The 21,871-nt window shown below is 71.8% G+C and carries 17 protein-coding genes; 11 read left to right on the forward strand and 6 right to left on the reverse strand.

What is annotated here, in order from left to right; all coding sequences use genetic code 11:
• Positions 1-2: 2 nt before the first annotated feature.
• The gene (locus tag ABZ454_RS16830) at positions 3-2,066 is read right to left on the reverse strand and encodes a SpoIIE family protein phosphatase (RefSeq protein ID WP_359538652.1); all 2,064 of its coding nucleotides are present in this window, start codon (positions 2,064-2,066) and stop codon (positions 3-5) included.
• Between the two features lie 495 nt (positions 2,067-2,561).
• Between ABZ454_RS16830 and ABZ454_RS16835 the strand changes: the two genes are divergently transcribed.
• Positions 2,562-3,137 carry a TetR/AcrR family transcriptional regulator gene (locus ABZ454_RS16835; RefSeq protein ID WP_359538653.1) on the forward strand — a complete coding sequence of 192 codons (576 nt, stop codon included), beginning with the start codon at positions 2,562-2,564 and terminating at the stop codon, positions 3,135-3,137.
• A gap of 130 nt (positions 3,138-3,267) precedes the next feature.
• Here ABZ454_RS16835 and ABZ454_RS16840 read toward each other — a convergent pair whose 3' ends face one another.
• Together ABZ454_RS16840 and ABZ454_RS16845 are read right to left on the reverse strand one after the other, a co-directional pair.
• Positions 3,268-4,689, reverse strand: a complete 1,422-nt coding sequence (locus tag ABZ454_RS16840; protein ID WP_356322578.1) for an MFS transporter — start codon at positions 4,687-4,689, stop codon at positions 3,268-3,270.
• A 360-nt stretch (positions 4,690-5,049) separates the two neighbouring features.
• Entirely contained in the window at positions 5,050-5,820 is a 771-nt protein-coding gene (locus ABZ454_RS16845) for a uracil-DNA glycosylase (protein WP_359538655.1), read from the reverse strand.
• 323 nt (positions 5,821-6,143) lie between these two features.
• On the opposite strand from ABZ454_RS16845, the gene ABZ454_RS16850 reads away from it, so the two are divergent.
• Positions 6,144-6,674: a DUF488 domain-containing protein gene (locus ABZ454_RS16850; RefSeq protein WP_359538657.1), complete on the forward strand. Its 531-nt coding sequence runs from the start codon at positions 6,144-6,146 to the stop codon at positions 6,672-6,674.
• A 106-nt stretch (positions 6,675-6,780) separates the two neighbouring features.
• Here ABZ454_RS16850 and ABZ454_RS16855 read toward each other — a convergent pair whose 3' ends face one another.
• The gene (locus ABZ454_RS16855; RefSeq protein WP_359538659.1) at positions 6,781-7,611 is read right to left on the reverse strand and encodes a VOC family protein; all 831 of its coding nucleotides are present in this window, start codon (positions 7,609-7,611) and stop codon (positions 6,781-6,783) included.
• A 603-nt stretch (positions 7,612-8,214) separates the two neighbouring features.
• Here ABZ454_RS16855 and ABZ454_RS16860 point away from each other — a divergent pair.
• Entirely contained in the window at positions 8,215-8,613 is a 399-nt protein-coding gene (locus ABZ454_RS16860; protein WP_359538661.1) for a DUF5133 domain-containing protein, read from the forward strand.
• Between the two features lie 336 nt (positions 8,614-8,949).
• On the opposite strand, the gene ABZ454_RS16865 is transcribed toward ABZ454_RS16860, so the two are convergent.
• Positions 8,950-9,276 carry a plasmid stabilization protein gene (locus ABZ454_RS16865; RefSeq protein ID WP_359538662.1) on the reverse strand — a complete coding sequence of 109 codons (327 nt, stop codon included), beginning with the start codon at positions 9,274-9,276 and terminating at the stop codon, positions 8,950-8,952.
• A 352-nt stretch (positions 9,277-9,628) separates the two neighbouring features.
• Between ABZ454_RS16865 and ABZ454_RS16870 the strand changes: the two genes are divergently transcribed.
• From ABZ454_RS16870 to ABZ454_RS16890, 5 genes are all read left to right on the forward strand, one after another.
• Positions 9,629-10,240: an endonuclease gene (locus tag ABZ454_RS16870; protein WP_359538663.1), complete on the forward strand. Its 612-nt coding sequence runs from the start codon at positions 9,629-9,631 to the stop codon at positions 10,238-10,240.
• 632 nt (positions 10,241-10,872) lie between these two features.
• The gene (locus tag ABZ454_RS16875) at positions 10,873-11,814 is read left to right on the forward strand and encodes an ABC transporter ATP-binding protein (protein ID WP_359538664.1); all 942 of its coding nucleotides are present in this window, start codon (positions 10,873-10,875) and stop codon (positions 11,812-11,814) included.
• Complete coding sequence (locus tag ABZ454_RS16880) at positions 11,811-13,190, forward strand: ABC transporter permease (protein ID WP_359538666.1); 1,380 nt, start codon at positions 11,811-11,813, stop codon at positions 13,188-13,190. Before ABZ454_RS16875 ends, ABZ454_RS16880 begins: the two co-directional genes overlap by 4 nt.
• 4 nt (positions 13,191-13,194) lie before the next feature.
• Positions 13,195-15,945 carry an alkaline phosphatase family protein gene (locus ABZ454_RS16885; RefSeq protein ID WP_359538669.1) on the forward strand — a complete coding sequence of 917 codons (2,751 nt, stop codon included), beginning with the start codon at positions 13,195-13,197 and terminating at the stop codon, positions 15,943-15,945.
• 145 nt (positions 15,946-16,090) lie between these two features.
• The gene (locus ABZ454_RS16890) at positions 16,091-17,017 is read left to right on the forward strand and encodes an aminoglycoside phosphotransferase family protein (protein ID WP_359538671.1); all 927 of its coding nucleotides are present in this window, start codon (positions 16,091-16,093) and stop codon (positions 17,015-17,017) included.
• A gap of 105 nt (positions 17,018-17,122) precedes the next feature.
• On the opposite strand, the gene ABZ454_RS16895 is transcribed toward ABZ454_RS16890, so the two are convergent.
• Positions 17,123-18,070: a methionyl-tRNA formyltransferase gene (locus ABZ454_RS16895; RefSeq protein ID WP_359538674.1), complete on the reverse strand. Its 948-nt coding sequence runs from the start codon at positions 18,068-18,070 to the stop codon at positions 17,123-17,125.
• Between the two features lie 249 nt (positions 18,071-18,319).
• Between ABZ454_RS16895 and ABZ454_RS16900 the strand changes: the two genes are divergently transcribed.
• The 3 genes from ABZ454_RS16900 to ABZ454_RS16910 are packed head-to-tail and all read left to right on the forward strand — an operon-like array spanning position 18,320 to position 21,857.
• A complete protein-coding gene (locus ABZ454_RS16900) occupies positions 18,320-19,693 on the forward strand; it encodes a lysine N(6)-hydroxylase/L-ornithine N(5)-oxygenase family protein (protein ID WP_359538676.1) in 1,374 nt (457 codons plus the stop codon).
• 47 nt (positions 19,694-19,740) lie between these two features.
• The gene (locus ABZ454_RS16905; RefSeq protein WP_359538678.1) at positions 19,741-20,799 is read left to right on the forward strand and encodes an iron ABC transporter permease; all 1,059 of its coding nucleotides are present in this window, start codon (positions 19,741-19,743) and stop codon (positions 20,797-20,799) included.
• Positions 20,796-21,857, forward strand: a complete 1,062-nt coding sequence (locus ABZ454_RS16910) for an iron chelate uptake ABC transporter family permease subunit (RefSeq protein ID WP_359538681.1) — start codon at positions 20,796-20,798, stop codon at positions 21,855-21,857. The genes ABZ454_RS16905 and ABZ454_RS16910 overlap by 4 nt, the downstream gene beginning before the upstream one ends.
• Positions 21,858-21,871 lie beyond the last annotated feature (14 nt).

Raw genomic sequence — 21,871 nt, forward strand, 5'->3', positions numbered from 1 at the left:
CGTCATTCACCCGGGCTGACGAGCAGCAGGGCGATGTCGTCCCCCGGGGTGGGTGCGTGCCGGACGAGGGTGTCGGCCATGCCGTCGAGGTCGGCCGGATCCCCGTGCTCAAGGAGTCCGGCGAGGGCGGCCGTGGCGTCCTCGATGTCGACTCCGGGAGCTTCGACGAGCCCGTCGGTGTAGAGGGCGAGCACGCAGCCGGGCGGCAGCGGGAACTCCTGTGCCGCGTATTTCGCGTCCGACTGGATGCCGAGCAGGAGGCCGGGTGGGACGCGGAGGAGTTCAATGCGCCCGTCGGCATGCCGGAGGAGGGGCGGGGGGTGGCCCGCCGTGGCGAGGCAGCCCCGGTGACGGGCGAGGTCGAGGTGGACGTAGACGCAACTCGTGAAGAGGTCCGGGTCGAGGTCGGTGAGCAGGCGGTTGGTGCCGGCCAGGACGACGTCGGGGGACGCGCCCACGGTGGCGTGGGCGTGCACCGCGGTACGGACCTGGCCCATGAGAGCGGCGGCGTCGACGTTGTGTCCCTGCACGTCGCCGATGGTGGCGCCGACCGTGTGCTCGTCGAGGCGGATGAGGTCGTAGAAGTCACCGCCGATGCCCAGGCCCCGGGCGGCGGGCAGGTAGCGGGCGGCGACCCTCAGGCCGGGGACCCGGGGGAGCGTGTGCGGCAGCAGGGCGGACTGCAGGCGGTGGGCCAGGTGGTGTTTGGAGTCGTACAGGATGGCGCGGTCCAGGGCCTGCCCGACGAGACCGGCCAGGGAGGTGAGAACCGCGCGTTCGCCGGGCGGGAACACGTGTGTCTGCGCGTAGGCGAGGAGGAGGGAGCCGATGGGGCGGCCGGACGCGATCAGCGGCAGGAAGGCCCATGAGGCCATCCCGTCCTCGTGCCGGGTCGACGGGTAGGCGCGCTGGAGTTCGTCGAAGGTCGTGAAGAAGCCCGGGACCCCGGTGGTCAGGACCTCGCTGCCGGGGACATGGGAGTTCAGCGGGATCGCGTCCAAGCGGTCCACGATGGCGGCGGGGTAGCCCCGCTGCCCGACGAGCTTCAAGCGGCCGTTCTCCGCGGTCATGAGCACCATGGCCTGTGCGTCCAGAGCGGGCAGCAGCTGGTCCGCGGTCTGCTCGACCACGTCCTGCACGCCGACGGCCTCGGTCAGGGTGCCGGCCAGGTGCATCAGGTGATAGAGCACGGTGGCGCGGCTGGGGCCCGCGGTCTGTACGCGCGGGGGCGAGGCCGGACTCCCTGCCGGGTCGCTGAGCGTGATGCGGACACTGATGCCGGAAGGGTCCGGGTACAGCTCGAATGCCAGCCACACGTCCGGGGGGCGAAGAGTGGTGAACGACTGAGGCCGGCGGCTGACCAACGCCGCCCGGTAGCGGTCCTCGACGTGGGGGGTGTCCATCCAGGGCAGCGCCTCCCACGGCAGCGCGCCCAGCAGGGTGGTCACATCGGCGCCGAGGAGCGCGGCGGCGGCCGGGGTGATGAAGGTGATGCGGCCGTGCATGTCCAGCGCGCAGGACCCGCCCGGCAGCCGGTCGACGAACGCGGACAGCTCTGACGCCTCGCCGGGGGAGGGGGTGCGTCCGGCCGGCGGTGGCAGTGTCAGCGGGCGGTCGGCGGGCCGCGGCGGATCACCGCGGTCCGTCGCCTCCCGCAGGAGACGGCCCAGGCGCCGGCAGCCCGACTCGATGGCGTCGCGTTCTTCGGCGCTCAGGTGCGGGGGATGCGTCCCGGGAAACAGGAGGACCAGGCCGCCCTCGACCTCGGGCCCGGCGGCCACCGGGGCGGCGGACAGCGCGAAGTCGTACGGCAGTACGAGCGCGGGGCGGGGGTAGCGGCGTGCCATCTCCTCCTGACCGGCGATCCAGATCAGATCCCCCTCGCGCACGGCATCGGCCACCGGCATCGCATCGGTCAGCCCCACCCGCCTCCACGGAGCTGCCATCGCTTGCGGGACCCCGGCCGCCATGGTCAGCCACAACGCGTTGTCGCCGGGAACGAGCACGTACAGCAGCCCTCCGAACGCGCCGGCTTCGCGGATCACGGCTGCCATAGCGGTTTCCATCAGCGACCCCCCTGCGTCCACAGCTGCGGCGTCGCCCGCCCGGGCTCGCTCGTCGAGGCCTGCTGACGCCTCGACGAGGCATGCCCCCTCGCGGCGGTGCGCGCGCGCGTGCCGGCGGGCCGGGGTGAACGGCGCGGGTCGGCCCTGTCCTCTCGGGCGGCGTCGGCGGCCTGCGGGCGCGCGGACCGGGCCGGTCGGCTGGGTTCAGGGAACCAGAAGAGGGCGCCGTGCCCGTCGCGCACGGGCAGGGCTGCCGGACACCAGGCACGCCAACAAACGCCCATATGCGGACCATACGCCCCCGCACGCAGGTCGGCATCCGGCGTCGCAGAGGCGGATTCCGTAGGCGTCGACCGGCCGGGCGAGCGGGGCGTCGCCTCTTACGGTGATCGGGCCCGCTTCCGGTGACCGTCCCCCTTTCCCCGGTGGCGCGGTGACGACAGGGGGAGGATTCTCTGTCCCTGGCAGGATGTCTAGCGTTGCTATGATGCGGTCATGTCCGTCATCAGCGAGCGCCGCGCACGTGAACGCGCCCACCGACATCAGCTGATCATCACCGCCGCGCGGGAACTCGCGGAGGCCGAAGGCTGGGAGGCGGTGACGACCCGTCGCCTGGCCGAACGGGTCGAGTACAGCCAGCCGGTGCTGTACAGCCACTTCAACGGCAAGGACGCGATCGTGAGCGCCGTCGCCGTGGACGGATTCGGCGAGCTCGCCGCCCATCTCAGCAGCGCACGGCAGGCCGCCCCCGAACCGGGAGGGGCCCTGCGCGCCGTCTGCCGCGCCTACCTGGCGTTCGCGACCGAGCGCCCCGCCCTGTACCAGGCCATGTTCATGCTGCCCACCGACCTGAAGTTCGCGAGCGCCGATACGCCGCCCCCGCTGCGGGCCGCTTTCGACGCGCTCGCCGACTGCTTTCCCCGCGGCGACGAGCGCCGCGAACTGTTCGCCGAAGTCGTCTGGAGCGCCCTGCACGGCATGGCCGTCCTGTCGGACAGCGGCCGTATCCCGCCGGAGGGACAGGAGGAACGGCTCGACATCCTCATCGCCGGGATCGCCGGCGCGGAATGAGGCCGTACGTCTCCGTGAGCTGACGGCCGGTGGAGCGGCCTCGTGAGAACGCCGCACGAGGCCGCTCCACCGGCCGCACACCGGGGGTCCGCCTCGACGTAGCCCCGCCTCGTCGCCGCGGCCGCCGGTCTCACTCCGTCTGGGAGAGCGGCCTCGCGATGTCCTCCAGGGAGCGCTGCTCGGCGTTGACCGCGAGGAAGGCCGCGACGATGCCTGCCGCGCACATCAGCCCGGCGCCGATGCAGAAGGCGAGGGCCGTGTCGCCCGGCACGCCCGATTCGGTGAGGTCGGCGAAGATGAGCGGGCCGCTGATCCCGCCGACCGCCGTGCCGATCGCGTAGAAGAAGGCGATGGCCATGGCCCTGGTCTCCATCGGGAAGACCTCGGAGACGGTCAGGTAGGCGCTGCTCGCTCCCGCCGAGGCGAAGAACAGCACGACGCACCAGCAGGCGGTGAGGGTGTTGGCGGTGAGCGAGCCCCGGTCGAAGAGCCAGGCCGTGATAAAGAGCAGGATGCCCGGCAGGATGTACGTGGCGGCGATCATGACGCGCCGCCCGATCGTGTCGAACAGCTTGCCGAGCACGAGCGGGCCGACGAAGTTGCCGGCCGCGATCACCGCGAAGTAGTAGCCGGTGTGGCCGCTCTCGACGTCGAAGAACGTCGTGAGGATCGCGCCGAAACCGAAGGTGATCGCGTTGTAGAGGAACGCCTGCCCGATGAACAGGGACAGGCCGAGGACCGCGCGCTTGGGGTAGCTGCGGAAGACGGTCTTCGCGATGAGCCCGAAGCCGATGCTCTTGCGCTGGTGGATCGTGATCTCACCGGCCGGGGGCGGCAGCTTCTCGTGCTTCTCCTCCTCGATCTCCCGCTCGACGGAGTCGACGAGCTGGTCGGCCTCCTCCCCGCGCCCGTGGATGAACTGCCACCGCGGACTCTCCGGCACGTGCCGCCGTACCAGCAGGATCACGAGGCCCAGGACGACGCCCAGGGCGAAGGTGAGCCGCCAGCCCAGGTCCTTCGGGAAGTAGTCCGTGTTCAGCATGACGATCGACAGCAGCGCGCCGCCGACCGCGCCCAGCCAGTAGCTGCCGTTGATGATGAGATCGACCCGGCCCCGGTACTTCGAGGGGATCAGCTCGTCGATCGCCGAGTTGATGGCCGCGTACTCCCCGCCGATGCCGAATCCGGTGAGGAAGCGGAAGAGGAAGAACCACCACGCGCTGAAGGACAGGGCGGTCATCGCGGTCGCGGCCAGGTACACCGCGAGAGTCACCATGAACAGCTTCTTGCGTCCGTACCGGTCGGTCAGCCAGCCGAAGACGAGCGCGCCCGCGCAGGCACCCGCGACGTAGAGGGCCGCCGCCAGGCCCGTGACCTGGGCGGACGTGATGGCCAGGCCCGAGCCGTCCTCCGACAGCCGGCTCGCGATGTTGCCGACGGTCGTCACTTCCAGCCCGTCGAGGATCCACACCGTGCCGAGGCCGATGACGATCATCCAGTGCCAGCGTGACCAGGGAAGCCGGTCCAGCCGCGCCGGGACGGCCGTCGTCAGGACGCCGACCCCGGAATCACCCGGCGCTGCCGCCTCGTCGTGCGGCCCGCCGCGCCGGTCAGGGCCCTCACGGCCCCGACGGGGGGCCGGCCCGCCGTCTGCACCGCCGATGCCGCTTCCCCTGTTTCCGGGCTCCTCAGATGCGGCGGGATGTGTCACAGCAGCTGTCTCCTCGTCCGGGCGGCGGGCGCGCACTGCGCGACCGCAGTGCATCCAATATCGATCAGGTGCCCGGGCGCCGCCGCCGCACACGTGGTGGCGCTCGTCCACCCGAGGTGCGCAGGGCGCGCGTCAGCGGGACCCGCACGGGGACGCGCGCTCTCCCGCTGCGAGGGCGCCGGACCGGCCGTACGGCTCCGGTCACCCCGCCCCCGGTCGTACGACCGGGAGCCCGGCCGTGAGCGCGGCCTCCACGAGCACCTCGCGCAGCATGGCCGGGGTGAGGCGGCCGGTGGACACGTTCCGCCGGCTCACGTGGTAACAGCCGAAGACCGTCAACGGGACAGTGCCACCGTCCGTGGACGCCAAGGCCGTCCGTACGCCGTGGCCGAACGGCGGACGCGGGCGGGGCAGGTCCCAGCCCGCCTGCCGCAGGGCCGGCAGGGCGGCTTGCCAGCCGAAGCCGCCCAACACGACGACGGAGCGAGCCGTCGGCCGCAGCAGCCGCAACTCCCGGGCCAGCCAGGGGCGGCAGGTGTCGCGTTCCCCGGTCGTGGGGAGATTGGCGGGCGGTGCGCAGTGGACGGGCGAGGTCACTCTGACCCCGTAGAGCTCCAGTCCGTCGTTCAGATGCGTCGCCGTGGGCCGGGAGGCGAGGCCGATCTCGTGGAGCGTCGCGAACAGCAGGTCACCGGCCTGGTCACCGGTGAACATCCGGCCGGTGCGGTTCGCGCCGTGCGCGGCGGGGGCCAGTCCCGTGATCACGAGGGGGGCGGTCGCCGGGCCGAACCCGGGCACCGGGCGTCCCCAGTACTCCCAGTCACGGAACGCGGCGCGTTTGGTGAGAGCGGTCTCCTCGCGCCAGGCGACGAGACGCGGGCAGGCGCGGCACGACACCAGCCGGGCATCCAGATCTGCCAACGTGCGGGAATCGGCGGCGGCCGATTCCGGGTAGTCCTCGGTGCTGGACATGATCGACCCCGTTCCGGAGCGGTGGGCGGCTCGTATGCGACGGTCGTGGCCTCCAGGGAAAGACGACCGGGATCAGGGCACAGGATAGGGCCGGCACGGAGAGCGGGGCCGGTCGCCGTCGGCCTCGCGGGTGGAGAGGACGGGGAGAATCGCCCCGGTTTCGCACGCCGTGCGGGGCGTTTACGTGCGAGAGTCTCCAGGAGCGGCCATGAGGCGGTGTCCGACCGACGGGTCAGGGACCGGGCGCGCCGTACTCCGGTCCGTGGGTCCGTGGCCGAGCGACAGGTCCGTCCGGCGGGATGAACGGCGAGTGAGGCGGCAGCATGACGAACCGCATCTGCACGGTGGGCCATTCGACCCGCGCGTTCGACGACATGCTGGAGCTGTTGCGGACCAACGAGATCAGCTGTCTGGTCGACGTCCGCTCGTTCCCCTCGTCGCGGAAGTTCCCGCAGTGGAACCAGCAGGAGATCATGGACGCCCTGCCTCCCGGCATCGCGTACCGGTGGATTCGTGAGCTGGGCGGTCGACGGCACACGCCCAAAGGCGTGCCGAGCGTGAACGGGGCATGGCGGGTCAAGGCCTTTCGTGACTACGCCGACTACATGGCGAGCGACGACTTCGAGCGCGGGCTGCACGAGTTGCTGGACGTGGCCGCGCGCGAACGGCCGGCGATCATGTGCAGCGAAGCCGTCCCGTGGCGCTGTCACCGCAGACTGATCACCGACGCACTGATCGTCGCGGGCGCGGAGGTCGTGCACATCATGTCCCCGACGACGGCGAAGCCGGCGGTCCTGAACGAGCACGCGGAAATCCGGAACGGGCACCTGGTCTACCCGCCCGAGGGCTCCTGACCGCGTGCGCAGGCGCTTCGCCCGTCAGCTCTGCGGCTGTCAGCGCCGACCGCTGACTGCGACGGCAGTCGGGGCGAGCCGGCCGCAGCTCAGCGGGGCTCCGGCATCATGTCACGGCGCCCGGGACCGAGGCGGCGCCGCCCCGGACGGCGCCGGGGACGGAGGCGGCGCCGGAGACGGTGAACAGGGCGCCGCTCGGATCGCGGATGATGTAGGCGTCCTTCGAGCAGCCGAGCGGGGGAGGGGCGGGCGAGGCCACGCCGCCCGCCGCGTCGGCTGCCTCCGCGGTCGCGCGGCTGTCCGCCACGTGGAAGTCCACGACCCACCTCGGCCGCATCGTCGGGTCCGGGGCCGATTCGATGCCGCCGCCCCGCAACGTGGCCACGGTGTGACCGGCCACCTGCACCACGACGTGATCCTGCGCGTAGTCCACGGTGCATCCGCCGCTCGACTTCGCCCAGTCGAAGATCTCGGCGTAGAAGATGGCCGCCTCGAACGCGTGGCGCGTCATGAGGTCCAGGCGTGCGGGGGCACTGCCCTGCCCCACCGTCCAGGCGAGGGCGGGGCCCTCCCAGAATCCGAAAGCCGCCCCGTCACGGTCGGCGGCGAGGGCGGCACGCCCACCGCCCAGCCGCGCGGGACCGACGGCGAGCGTGGCGCCCCGCTCCCTGACACGGTCCGCGGTCTCGTCGGCGTCGGCCACGGCGAAGTACGGCGTCCAGCGGGCGGGAAGACCCTGGCTGTGGCAGTACCCCATCCCTGCGACCGGCTCGCCCTCCGCCACGGCGACCGAGAAGTCGCGCCCGAGGGAACTGTCGCGGAATTCCCATCCCATCACCCGCGCGTAGAAGGACCGGGCCGCGTCGGGGTCGGGCGTCACCAGGCTCACCCAGCAGGGCGCGCCGGTCTCCGGCATCGTCGTTCCGAGGGCCGGCATCGAAGACTCCTAGGGTGGGGGCGGAGGAAAGTGGAGGCGGAAACAGCCCACTCGAACCCGCGGACCGTCCTCGCTTCCCTTGCCGCAGTCGCCTGACCGGTGGCTCTCCCCTCCAACTGTGCGCACGGGCGGAACTTCCGCGCACTCGGGCCGCGTCCCGCGCACCGCACATTCACCTGCGGACACGGAGCGTCGCCTCATCGTTGCCGGAGCAGCCGTCGCGGGCGGCTGACCGAGGCCTCAGGGACGACCGCCCCCCACGTCGTCCCGGGTGCCGCCCTCCACCTCCGTCCACCCACCGGGGCCCGGCGGTCACCCGAGCGGCGTGGCCCGCAGGCGCACTTCTGCTCCGGATGTCATGTTTTCGGAAATGAGCACACGGGGGCGGACGAAGACCGGCAGGCTCCCCGCCGGTCGTCGCGGAACTCTCCGTCGCCTCGTCGAGAAATGGCCCTGATGATGTCTGCTCGTACTCCCCGCACCCCCGACTCCGGCAGCAGGAGCCCGTCGCCCGAAGGGGCCGCGTCGGAAGGGGCCGCGTCCACCGCACAGCCGCCTATCGACGAGCCCAGGGCCGCGTGGGCGGTGGGCACCGTCATGGTCGTGACTCCGTGCTCGGCCCGGGACGCCAGGCGGGTACTGGGCGCGGCGGCGAAGACGGCGGGCATCACGTCGGCCGAGGTGGCGGCCGCCATGGCCGCCCACGCGCGGGGTGTCGCCATGCCGGCGCACGTGGAGCGGGCACTGCACCGCGCCGTCGCGGCGGCCCGCACCGTGTCGGCCCGGGCGGCCTGCGTCGGACTGATGCCGAGCCGTGCCCGGACGGCGGAGGTTCTGGCGGAGTTCCGCGGTTGCCAGTCCCGGCTGACCGCCGCTCCGTCCGACATGCGGGCGCGGCAGGCACTGGACGACGCCGCCTACACGCTGTGTGTGCTGCTGGGCAGGACCGGCGTGCACGACGCGGTGCTGGCGGCGGAACAGCACCTCGCCTCCCAGCCGTAGCGCGGGCCCGCCGCTGGCGCTCCCGGGCGGCCGGCCTCGCACTGATCAGATCCTGCGAGCCGTCCGGTGGCACAGCCGTCGAGGCGCGGGTCCGAGACGTGCAGGTCGAACCGCGTGCCGTGCCGCGAGGGTGGCTTCCCGGTGGGAACGAACCTTGCCTCTGGTGGGAACGTACCCGGCCCGGTGGAAGGAACCCAGCCCGGCGGAACGTACCCCGCCTCTGGTGGGAACGTACCTCGCCCGGTGGGAACGAACCCCGCCCTGAGGCGACCGCGCCGGACCGGGGGTCCTTCTGACGACCCACTATTCAAAGAGGTGAGCGGCGCGCCCGGTGGCTCAGCGGCTCACCGCTTTGAGGAGCTGCTCCTTGTTCATCGTCGAGCGGCCCTGCACGTTCTTCTTCTTGGCCTCTTCGTACAACTGGTCCCTGGTGCGTCCCTGAGCGCCCTTGTGCGAGCGCTCCCCGCCGCGCTGGGAGGCCGACTTCGGGTCGCCCGTGGACGTCTTGCTCGCCGTCTTGGCCTCACCCGAGCGGGCGCGCTCCTTGTTGACGGTACGGGCGGCCATCTCCTTCGCGCGCTCCTCCGACGCGCCGCGCTTCTCCGCGCTCTCCTTGACGTGCTCGTACTGACGCTCGCGCTTGGGGCTGGATCCTGCCGGCATGGCGCTCTCCTTCTGATGTTCGTTTCATCCTGTTATGCGCGTTCAAGGGCACACGGTCACGGGCGGCGGTGATGCCAAGCCGCCGTACATGCGGGTTGCCACTCGTCCACGTCCGAAACATGGCACCGCGGTCATGCGGGCGCCCATCGGGCCGTCCGCTCGGGTGACACGGCCGCAGGGCTCGCGCGGGGGAGTTCCGGGTACGCGAAGGGGTGTGGTGCACGCCGAACGAGTAAAATTAAGGCCGGTCGGCGGCCCCGGCGAACGACACAGCCCCGTGACGACTGCTCTCCCGGTGGCGGACCCGCGCGACGCCGGCCGCGCCGCCTGGTGGCTTCATCGGAGGTACCCCATGTCCCGGCAGGTGACGGTGCAGCGTCTGTTGGAGGAGCACGGGCGAACGTACGCTGAGGAAGCGGGAATCCGGCTCGGTGACACCCCGGCCCCGCTCTACCGGTTGCTCACGCTCTGTGTGCTGCTGTCCGTCCGCATCAAGGCCGACATCGCCGTCGCGGCGGCCCGGGAGTTGTCCGGAGCGGGGATGCGCACGCCGCGAGCGATGCTGAAGGCGTCCTGGCAGGACCGGGTGGATGCCCTGGGCCGCGCCCACTACCGCCGCTACGACGAGAGCACGGCCACCGCGCTCGGTGAGGGGGCGGAACTCCTGCTCGACCGGTATCGCGGGGACCTGCGGCGGCTGCGCGAGGAGGCCGGAGGAGATCCGGAGCGGATCCGCGCACTGCTGCGGGAGTTCCCTCGGATCGGGCCCGTGGGGGCGGACATCTTCAGCCGTGAGGCGCAGGGCATCTGGCCGGAGCTCCGCCCGGCGTTCGACGCCCGGGCCCGGGATGCCGCCGCCGGACTGGGGCTCCCGAAGACACCCGACGGGCTCGCCCGCCTCGTCGACGACGACGACCTTCCGAGGCTGGCGGCCGCGTTGGTCAGGGTCGGACTGGGCAAGTGAGCCGCGTGGGCCTGGACGGCACCCGGCAGGAGCCGCGCGGGTCCGGACCGAACGGGCAGGTGAGCCGGGCGGGCCCGGACGGCACCGGGCAGGAGCCGCGTGCCTCCGGACCGACCGGGCAAGTGAGTCGCGTGCGTGGCAGGGCAGGCGGCGAAGGTGAGCGCCGGCCGATCCCCTGCGGGAGGCGCGTCCTGGCGCAGGATCAGCTCGTCGACCAGCCCAGCCGGTAACTCGGTCATGGAGCGCCCCGCCCCTTGGCGTCCCCGCCCCTGCCCGCAGCGGCTTCCCGGGTGGCCGTGACGGCTTCCGCCGAGCCGGTCGTGCGCAGTCCCCGGCGGCCAGCCGTCCGCGGTGCCCGGTCGGCCGGTCGTCGGCCGCCTCGGCGTGCGGCGATGAGCGAGCCCGATGCTCCCCGATGCTCATGGCGAAGAGCGGCGCCTCGGGTGCGGGGCGCCGTCGCCGCGCCACCTCGTCCGGCCACCGGCCGATGTGCATGAACTGGACAAACGGAGGGAAGTCGCCGGCGTGGCCGACGCCGGTCTTCCGTCGTTTCCCGGCCGTTCAACTCGCCGCCCCTGGCAGGGGTATGTGCCGCCCCTAGTGTCCCTCGTGGTCATTCCAGGAAGGGACTCATGGACACTCTCCCCGCCATCCGGGCTCGCGGGATCACCAAACGCTTCGGTGATGTCATCGCTCTCGACGGCGTCGATCTGGATGTGGCGCAGGGACAGGTCCACGGCTTGGCCGGGCCCAACGGCGCCGGGAAGACGACGCTGCTCGGCCTCCTGCTGGGTCTCGCCGCCGCCGACGGCGGCCGGCTCGAGATACTGGGTACGCCGGTCGGACGCGCCCTCGTCGCTCCCGAGGGGGTCGCCGGGTTCGTGGACGGGCCGGGGCTCTACCCCTCGCTCACCGCACGGCAGAACCTGGCCGCGCTGGCCGCCCTGCGCGGCCGCGACGCGCCGGCCGTGGGGATCGACGACGCGCTCGGCCAGGTCGGCCTCACGGATGTCGCCGACGACCGGGCCCGCGGCTTCTCCCTCGGTATGCGTCAGAGGCTCGGTCTCGCCGCCGCGCTCCTCACCAAGCCCCGGCTTCTTGTGCTCGACGAGCCCTCCAACGGCCTCGACCCGGCCGGGAAGAAGCACATTCACGGAGTCCTGAGCCGCCTCGCGGCCGAGGGCACCGGCGTCGTGCTCTCGAGCCACCGCATGGATGACCTGGAGGCACTGTGCTCCCGGGTCACCATCCTCGCCACGGGACGCGTCGTCTTCTCCGGCCCGCTGAGCCGACTGGCCGCCGAGAACCGCGAGCTCGAGTACCGGGTGCTCACCTCCGACCCCAGGGCCGCCCGTGAACTCGCCGCGGGCACGACGGGAATCCAGGTCGTCGACGACGGCACGACCCGCCCCGACGAAGAGGGGTTCGCCGTACGCACCCTGGTACCCGCCCTCGACGAACTGGTGGTGCGACTTGTGCACGCGGGCATCGCCCTGCGCGAGCTGGCCCCTGTGGTGTCACCGCTCGAGGCCGCCTTCCTGGCCCTCACCGAGCAGCAGGAGACCGTCCGATGACCGCAGCCGCGACCGCCACCCCGAGCGCGACCGCAGCACCCGTCCGCAACGCCCCCGCACGCGCGGTCCCGTTGGCGCGCGTCTACCGCTTCGAACTGGTCAAGCTCCTCTCGCAGTGGCGGATCCGCCTGGTGATCCTCGCCTGCTGGATCGCCCCGGCGCTCTTCGTGGCTGCGGTGAGCCGGCAGAGCAGCCTCCCCGTCGACACTTTGTTCGGCCGCTGGATGCACGCCACCGGGTGGGCCGGTCCGCTGGTGGTGCTCGGATTCGCGGGCACCTGGGCGCTCCCGCTGCTGACCTCGCTCGTCGCGGGCGACGTGTTCGCCTCCGAGGACCGGCTCGGCACCTGGCGCCACCTGCTGGTGGCCGTCCGGTCTCCTCGGCGGATCTTCGTGGCGAAGGCGCTGGCCAGTCTCACCGTGATCCTCCTTCTCGTGGCCGGGCTCGTCTGCTCCAGCGCGGCCGGCGGGGTCATGGCGGTCGGCAACCGGCCGCTGGTCGGCCTCGACGGCCACCTGCTGAGCGCCGGGGACGCCGCGGCGAGGGTGCTGCTCGCCTGGGTCTGCGTCCTCGCTCCGACGCTGGCCCTCGCCGCCATCGGGCTCCTGGGCTCCGTCACGCTGGGACGCTCCCCGATGGGGCTTCTGCTGCCCGCGCTCGTCGCGCTCGCGATGCAACTCGTCCAGATGCTGCCGCTGCCCGTCGCGGTGCGTCTCGCCCTGCCCGGCTACGCGTTCACCGCGTGGAACGGTCTTTTCACGAGCCCCGGACAGCTCGGCCCGCTCGTGACCGGGACGGTGGTCAGCCTCGTCTGGGCCGTGACCGCGACGGCTCTGGCGTATCTGCTGTTCATGCGCCGCGACTTCACCAATCTGACGGACGGGGCCTCGCCCCGCCTCGCGATCACCGCCGGGGCCCTGCCCCTCGCCGCACTGCTCGCCGCCACGGTCGGGGTGGTCGCCGGGACGACCTCGGCCGGCGGCTCCGGGATCGAGCAGAACAAGGTGCAGCGCTCCGTGGCCACGGCGTTCGCCCACCTGTACCGCCAGCAGGCGGGCTGGCTCCACCGGCCGGACGTCACCGAGGAGCGGTTGCGGGCCACGGCCGCCTGCACCAAGGGCGACGTGTCGGACGGCGCGCAGGGGGCGGGCAACGACTGGCGCTGCGTCGTCTCCTGGCACCTCCCCGACGTCGCGGCCACCGGGACGGCGGTCTACCAACTCGATGTGACCCCGGACGGCCGTTTCATGGCCGACGGCGACGGCCCGAAGGAAGTGAACGGCTACTTCCTGGTACGGACCTCCGCCGGGGACACACCGAACCCGCTCTGGCAGTTCGACGGCAATGTCGAACTGCTCGGTACGACGAAGGGATGACCCCATGCAGGTAACACGCCGCAGGCGTGCCGAGAGGGACCGTTCCGGCCTTCGCGGCAGACGCGTCGGCAGGATCCCCCTGGTCACGGCAGGCATCACGGCCGTCGCCGTCGCTGCCGCCGGAACCGCCTTCGCGAAGACACAGCAGTTCGGCGTCGAACAGGTGGGCCAGACCACCCGTCAGGGCCAGGTCATCTCCAGCGACCAGCACATCGCCCCCTACGGCGAGCGCCTGGTGATCAACAACGGCAAGATCATGTCGTCCTCGGTCAGCCCGGACGGCACCCACCTCGCGGCGTCGGTCACCGACGGCGGTGCCGCGCTGTCGATCGTGGACCTGAAAAGCTGGAAGGTGCAGCAACTCGTCAGCAACGCGGCGTCGTCGACTCCACGCATCGCCAGCAACTCGGTCGGCCAGGAGGGCCCCACGTACTCGCCCGACGGCCGGCAGCTGTGGCTGGGCCAGCCCGACGGCTACACCCGGTTCCGGGTGAATCCGGACGGCGGCGTCGCCGAGCCGACGTCCGTCACGATCCCGGCGGACGGGCCCCGACACGCGCTTGCGGGCGAGGCGGTGTTCTCGCCGGACGGCACCACCGTGTACGGCGCGCTCAACGGCCAGAACCGGGTGGTCGCCATCGACGCGGCGACCGGGGCCGTCAAGCAGAGCTGGGCCGTGGGCATTGCGCCGCGCGACATGGTCCAGGTCGGCGGCAAGCTCTATGTCAGCAACGAGGGCGGACGCCCGGCGAAGCCCGGCGAGACCACGATCAACAGCTACAACACGCCGGTTCCGGCCGACCCGGTGACCGCGGCCACCACCACCGGCACGGTCAGCGTCATCGACCTGGAGAAGCCGGCCGCCGCCGTCACCAGCATAGGCGTCGGGCTGCACCCGACGGCGATGTACGCCAAGAAGGGGGCGCTGTTCGTCACCAACACGGCCACCAACGACGTGTCGGTCATCAGGACCGCCGACGACAAGGTCGTGCAGACCATCGCCACCCGGCCGTGGCCCGAGGCGTCGGTGGGTTACGAGCCCGACGCCGTGACGCTCACCGACGACGGCCACCTGCTGGTGACGCTCGGCCGGGCGAACGCGGTCGCCGTCTACCGGTACACGAGCCCGCAGGAGCCGGTCGCTTACGTCGGCCTGCTTCCGACGGACTACTTCCCCGCGGAGATCGCCACCGTGGGCGATCAGGTGCTCGTCTCCCACACCCGCGGCATCGACGCACGCCGGCCCACCACCGGCGCCGGGCACGCCACCCACGACACGACGTCGAGCCTCACCCGGTTCACACTGCCCGACGACAAGACCGTCACGTCCCGGACGGGCACGGTCTTCCAGCAGAACGGCTGGACCCACGGCTCGGTCAAGGTCGCCCAGGGCAGAAGCAAGGCGAAGCCGGTGCCGGTGCCCGCGCGGCTCGGCGATCCCTCGACGATCAAGCACGTGTTCATGATCGTCAAGGAGAACCGGACCTACGACCAGGTCCTCGGTGACATCCCCCAGGGCAACGGCGACCCGTCGCTGACGCAGTTCGGGGAGAACGTCACACCGAACCAGCACGCGCTCGCGCGGCAGTTCGGCCTCTACGACAACACCTACGACATCGGCACGAACTCCGCCGAGGGCCACAACTGGCTGATGCAGGCCGACAACCCCGAGTACACGGAGTCCTCCGCCGGTGAGTACCTGCGCAGCTACGACACCGAGGACGACGCCCTCGGTCACCAGCGGACCGGCTTCATCTGGACCGGTGCGCAGGCCGCAGGCAAGTCCGTGCGGAACTTCGGCGAGTTCCAGCAGTTCCTGACCAAGCCGGCGGGTTCGAGCTGGCAGAACCTGTACTGCGACAGCAAGAACATGGAGGCGACGGGGCAGGGGACCGCCTACCCGATGGTCTCGTCCTCCCCGATCCCGTCGCTCAACGGCGTGTCGGTGCACGGCTTCCCGAAGTTCGACACCAGTGTCCCCGATGTCTACCGGTACGGGATCTGGAAGCAGGACTTCGAGAAGAACGGGCCCGCGAACCTCAACATGTTCTGGCTGTCCAGCGACCACACCGGCGGCCCGGCCAACGCGGCCGCCCAGGTGGCCGACAACGACCTCGCGGTCGGCAGGATGGTCGACGAGATCTCCCACAGCCCGTACTGGAAGGACTCCGCGATCTTCGTCGTCGAGGACGACTCCCAGGCCGGCCTCGACCACGTCGACGGCCACCGGGCCCCCGTCCAGATCATCAGCCCCTACGCCCGGCGCGGAGTCGTCGACAGCCACTACTACACCCAGATCACGATGATCCGGACCATCGAGCAGATCCTCGGGATCCACCCGATGAACCAGAAGGACAGCGCCGCCACCCCGATGACCGCGGCGTTCACCAAGAAGGCGGACCTCACGCCCTTCGACGCCCTCGCCAACCGGACCCCGCTGACCGACGGACTGGCGACCCCGCCCGCCTGCGGCCTCGACACACCGGCACCCCAGAACCCCCGTGCCGCGGCCGTCCCGGCGGCGAAGGTCCCTGCGGACATGCGGCCGCTCGCGGCGCGGTGGAGCGACTGGAAGTCGCGGCAGCGGCTGAGCGGCCCCCATGCCGTGCCCGACTACGCGAACCCCGCGCAGATGAACCACTTCACGTGGTACGAGACGCACAACTGGAAGCAGCCCTACCCCGGCGAGCGGAAGATCTTCGCCCCCGAGGACGTACCGGGCGCCTTCATCCCGTCGTCGGATTCCGACGGCTGATCCGCGGGAGCTGACCCCGACACACGGGCCTACGGGGCCGGCCGGTGCGACCGGCCGGCCCCGTAAGCCGTTCCCGGGAGCTCCCGCGACCGGATCCCGCCACCGGGCGGAAGACGGCCGGCGGGCCCGGCTACGGTGGGGCCGCATGACGCACACCGGCACCACCGAGACCGAGATCACCGCGGAACTGGTACGGGAACTGCTGCGCGACCAGCACCCCGACCTGGCCGGTCACCCTGTGCGGCTCGGCGCGCGCGGCTGGGACAACCAGGTGTGGAGGCTGGGCGACGACCTCGCTGTCCGGCTTCCCTGGGCGACGCGGTCGGCCGACGCCCTGCTGCGCGAGGAACACACCTGGCTTCCGGTTCTCGCCCCCGCCCTTCCGCTCCCGGTGCCCGTCCCGCAGCGCCTCGGTGAGCCCTCCGAGCGGTTCCCGCGGCCCTGGATCGTCACCACCTGGGTGCCGGGTGAGCCTGCCGACCGCGCTCCCGCCACCGAGGCCACGGACGCGGCGGACGCCCTGGCCGGCTTCCTGACGGCTCTTCACCTCCCCGCCCCTGACGCGGCGCCCGTCGGCCGTTTCGGTCGCGGCGGGTCGCTGTCCGGCCTCTCCGGCGAACTCCTCGGGACGCTCGCCTCGGCCGCGCGACAGGGGCTGGTCCCCGACCCGGACGCCGTCCGCGCGGTCTGGGAGGACGCCGTCACCGCGCCCGAGTGGACCGGCCCGGCGCTGTGGCTCCACGGTGACCTGCATCCGGCCAACGTCCTCACCGCGGACGGCACCCTCTGCGGCGTCATCGACTTCGGTGATCTCTGCTCGGGAGACCCGGCCTGCGACCTCGCCGCCGCCTGGGTGCTGCTGCCGGACGACGGAGTCGAGCGCTTCCACGACGCCTACCGGCCGGCCGCGGACGCGGCGACCCGGCGCCGCGCCCGCGGCTGGGCCGTGCGGCAGGCCCTGAGCGGCGTCCTCATCGCGGACGCCGGCGTCCACGGCCGCCCCGGCGGAAAGCCCACCTGGGGCCCGCCCGCCCAGGCCGCACTGCGACGCCTCGTCGCGACAGCCGCCTGAGCGTCCGGCCGAGCGCGGAACCCGCGCCGGCCGGACGGCACCCGCGCTCGCCCGTACCGCACGAGCGGCAGCGCGCCGGACACCTGGGGCGCGGAACCCGGTGCGTCAGGGCCGGCTGGTCAGGTAACCGCCCATGGAGGTGAAGTACTCCGTCGCGGGCATCTCCCGGCCGTCCTCGGTGCGGACGCGCGTGAGGGCCAGCCCGTGGTTGCGGCCGGTGCGGGCGTCCGCACCGGCGACGATCACCACGCCCTCTCCCTCACGGTAGAAGACGCGGCCGGGCGTTCCCCCGTAGCGGCCCTGGGAGACCACCGCCGCGAGGACCTCCAGACGCCGGCCCTTGTGGAAGGCGAAGGCACTGGGGTACGGCTCCGACTGGGCGCGTACGAGCCGTTCGAGGTCCTGCGCCGGCCACGTCCAGTCGATGCGGATGTCCTCGACGGAGCGCTTGTGGAAGAAGCTCGCCCGCGAGCGGTCCTGCGGGGTGAACTCCGTCTGCCCGCCGGCGATGAGGTCGAGCGCCCCGGTGGTGACGGGGGCGATGAGTTCGACGGTCTTGTGGAAGAGGTCGGTGGCGGTGTCCGCCGGTCCGACCGGAACCGCCTCCTGCCGGACGATGTCGCCGGCGTCGAGTTCGTCGTTCATCATGTGCGCGGTGACGCCCACCTCGCGCTCGCCGTTGATCAGGGCCCAGATGAGGGGCGAGAAGCCGGCGTACTTCGGCAGCAGCGAGTCGTGGATGTTCAGCGTGCCGTGGCGGGGGAGGGCGAAGATGCGCGGAGGGATCCAGGTCCGCCAGTTGTTGGCCACGATGATGTCCGGGGCGGCCTGCGTGAGGCGCTCGAACAGCTCGTCGTCGTCGGGGCGGTTGCGGATCAGAACCGGAACGCCGTGCTCTTCGGCGAGGTCGGCGACGGAGTCGCTCCAGATCTTCTCGTACGCGTGGTCGCTCTTGGGATGGGTCACGACCAGCACCACGTCGTGTTCGGAGTCCAGGAGGGCTTGCAGGGTGCGGTGCCCCCAGGTCTGGTAACCGAACATGACGACCCGCATAGGGGTTCCTCCTCAGCGTAGGGACGAGCGAGAGTCAGTAAAGCAAGGCTTACCTAATGTCGCAACGGGCTGTTGTCTCGCCGCAGTTGGCCGGTCCATTCGCCTCCTGTTGGCCGGTTCCGGTCTATCGACAGCACCTGAGGATTAGCTTAGGCTCACCTAAGTTCTCCCGGGTCGCTCGTTCGGCGTACCCGGTCATCGCGCTTTCCCCGCACCTGGCAGGCGGCTTCCCCTCACGATGGGAGTGACATGTCACAGGTTCTTCCTGGCGACGCACCACCGGTCCACGACCTCATCGGCATCGGCTTCGGGCCGTCCAATGTGGCCATGGCGATCGCGGTCAGCGAGCACAACGCACGCAGCGGAACCCAGGAGGCGGTCAGCGCCCACTTCTTCGAGCAGCAGCCGCGATTCGGCTGGCACCGCGGCATGCTCATCGACGACGCGACCATGCAGGTCTCCTTCCTCAAGGACCTGGTGACGCTCCGGAACCCGGCCAGCGAGTTCAGCTTCCTGTGCTACCTGCAGAGCAAGGGGCGGCTGATCGACTTCATCAACCACAAGAACCTCTTTCCGCTGCGGGTGGAGTTCCACGACTACTTCGAGTGGGCCGCGGCGCGGGTCGGCCGCCTGGTCTCCTACGACCAGGAGGTCGTCGGCGTCACGCCCGTCGTCCAGGACGGAGCCGTCGAGTACCTGGACGTGACGGTCCGGTCGGGGGAGGGGCTCACGGTGCACCGCGCCCGCAACCTCGTCATGGGCACCGGGCTGCGCCCCCTCCTGCCGGAGGGGGTCGAGCGCGGCGAACGCGTCTGGCACAACTCCGAACTGCTGGCGAAGGTCGACGCGTTGGAGGCGGCCACGCCCTCGCGGTTCGTGGTCGTGGGTGCGGGGCAGAGCGCCGCGGAGAACGTCGCCTATCTGCACCGCCGCTTCCCCGGGGCCGAGGTCTGCGCGGTCTTCTCCCGCTACGGCTACAGCCCCGCCGACGACAGCAGCTTCGCCAACAAGATCTTCGACCCGGGGGCCGTCGACGAGTACTTCGCCGCTCCCGAAGGCGTCAAGCGCAGACTGATGGACTACCACGGCAACACCAACTACTCCGTGGTGGACATCGACCTCATCGACGACCTGTACCGCCAGATGTACCAGGAGAAGGTGCTCGGCGCCGAGCGGCTGCGCTTCCTCAACGTGTCGCGGCTGGAGGAGGTCAAGGAGACACCGGACAACGTCCGGGCCACCGTGAGGTCCCTGGTCACGGGCGAGGAGACGCTCCTGGAGGCCGACGTGGTGGTGCTCGCCACCGGGTACAGCCCCGCCGACCCGCTCGGTCTCCTGGGTGAGGTCGCCGACCGCTGTCTGCGGGACGAGCAGGGCCGCGTGCGCGTGGAGCGCGACTACCGCATCACGACCGACTCCGGCCTGCGCTGCGGCATCTACCTCCAGGGGGGCACCGAGCACACGCACGGCATCACCTCGGCGCTGCTGTCCAACACCGCGATCCGGGTCGGCGAGATCCTGGACTCGCTGCTCGACCGGGGCCGCGGGCCCGCTTCCGGCGCGGCCCGGCCGGCTGTCGGCGAGAACGGCGGCGCGCCACGCCGCAGCGGCCACCACCTGTAGGGATCGCCCCGCGTGCCGAGTGGATCAAAGGGACAGCGAACGTCGACATGAGCACGACCGCAGTGGAGCGCCCCGCGCTCCGTGGCACGACGAACACCCGCCGACGCAGGATCGCAGGCCTGGCGGGGCTTCTGGTGATCCTTCTGGCCGCGGGAGCGATGTCGTTGGCCGTGGGCGCCCGTGCGTTGAGCCCCGCCGAGGTGTGGCACGGGCTCTTCGCGGCGCCGGAACCCGACCAGCGGCTCACCGAGATCCGGCTCATCGTGCGGACCGTACGGGTGCCCCGGACGGTGCTCGCCGTCGTGGCGGGCATCGCCCTGGGGGCCGGCGGCTCGCTGATCCAGGGCTACACGCGCAACCCGATCGCGGACACGGGCCTGTTGGGGGTGAACGCGGGCGCCTCGTTCGCCGTGGTCGCGGTCATCGCCGTGTTCGGGTTCACCGATCCGTTCCAGTACGCCTGGTTCGCCTTCCTGGGCGCGGCGGTCGCCGGTGTCGTGGTGTTCGGGCTCGCGAGCCTCGGCAGGGGCGCGGGTAATCCGCTCACGCTCGCCCTGGCCGGTCAGGGGATCACCGTGTTCCTGGCGGCCATGACCACCGCCGTCGCGCTGTCGGACCAGAAGTCGCTGAACGCGCTGCGGTTCTGGAACGCGGGCTCCGTGGCGGGCGTCGGCTTCGACGTCATCTGGCCGGTCGCCGCGTTCGTCGCGGTCGGACTGGTGCTCGCGCTCGCCATGCTGCCCTCCCTCAACCTGCTGAACCTGGGTGACGACGTGGCACGGGGGCTGGGCGTGAACATCGCGTTGAGCCGGACGGTCGGCATCCTCGCCATCACCCTGCTGGCGGGCGCGGCGACGGCGGCGTGCGGCCCCATCGCGTTCCTCGGGCTCATGGTCGCTCACGTGGCCCGCCACCTGACCGGGCCGGACTACCGCTGGCTGGTGCCCTACGCGGGTCTTCTGGGCGCCGTCGTGCTCCTGGTCTGCGACCTCGTGGGCCGACTCGTGGTCAGGCCGGGTGAGTTGGACGCGGGCGTCGTCGTCGCGCTCCTCGGCGCCCCGTTCTTCGCGGCGCTGGTGTGGCGTGGGAAGTTCAGGAGTGCGTGAACGTGACACAGACGAAGCCCTCGTTGGCGCCGGGCGTGCGGATCGGCCGGGTGTCGTTCGTATGGCGGCCCTGGATCGTGCTGGTCACGCTGGTGCTGGCGGCCGGGGCGTTCCTGGTGTTCTGCCTCTCCATCGGCGTCGGGGACTTCCCCATCGGCCTCTCCCGGGTGATCGCCACGATCATCGGCCGGGGCGAGCGGGTCGACGAGTTCGTGATCATGGAACTACGGATGCCGCGTGCCCTGGCCGGCCTCCTCGTGGGCGTCGCGCTCGGGGTGTCCGGGGCGATCACCCAGTCCGTCGCGCGCAACCCCCTGGCCAGCCCGGACGTCCTCGGGATCACCGGGGGAGCGAGCATGGTCGCGGTGTTCCTGGTGACGGTGTCGGGCGGGACCGCCGCGGCGGTCGCCGGCTCCGTCGGCCTCTCCGCGGCGGCGCTCGCCGGCGGCCTGGGGGCCGGGCTGCTGGTGTACTTCCTGGCGTGGCGGCGGGGGATCGACGGCTTCCGGCTCATTCTCATCGGCATTTCGGTGAGCGCCCTGACGGAGGCGGTCACGACGTGGCTTCTGGTCTCGGCCGACATCAGGGACGTGGCACGGGCCCAGGCGTGGCTGGTCGGCTCGCTGGACGACCGGTCGTGGGACGACGTGCGGGTGGCGCTGTGGTGCTCACTCGTCCTGATGGCCGTCGTGACCTGCGTCGCCTTCCAGCTCAAGCCCCTGCACCTCGGTGACGAGGTCGCCGCCGGCCTCGGCGTCCGGCACACGAGGGTGCGGGCCGTCCTGCTGCTGTGCGCGGTCCTGCTGGCCGCGGTGGCGGTGAGCGCGGCCGGTCCGGTTCCGTTCGTCGCGCTGGTGGCACCGCAGGTGGCGATGCGTCTGGCGAGGTGCCCGACACCGCCGCTGGTGGCCTCCGGACTGGTCGGCGCGCTGCTGCTGACCGGATCCGACCTGGTGGCGCGCTCGGCGCTGCCGATCGGCCTCCCGGTCGGGGTGGTCACCGCCGCGATCGGCGGGCCCTTCCTGGTGTACCTGCTGGTGCGGGCGAACCTCAGATAGATGACAGACGAGTC

This window comes from Streptomyces sp. NPDC005803 (genome assembly GCF_040630435.1).
Lineage (GTDB): Bacteria > Actinomycetota > Actinomycetes > Streptomycetales > Streptomycetaceae > Streptomyces.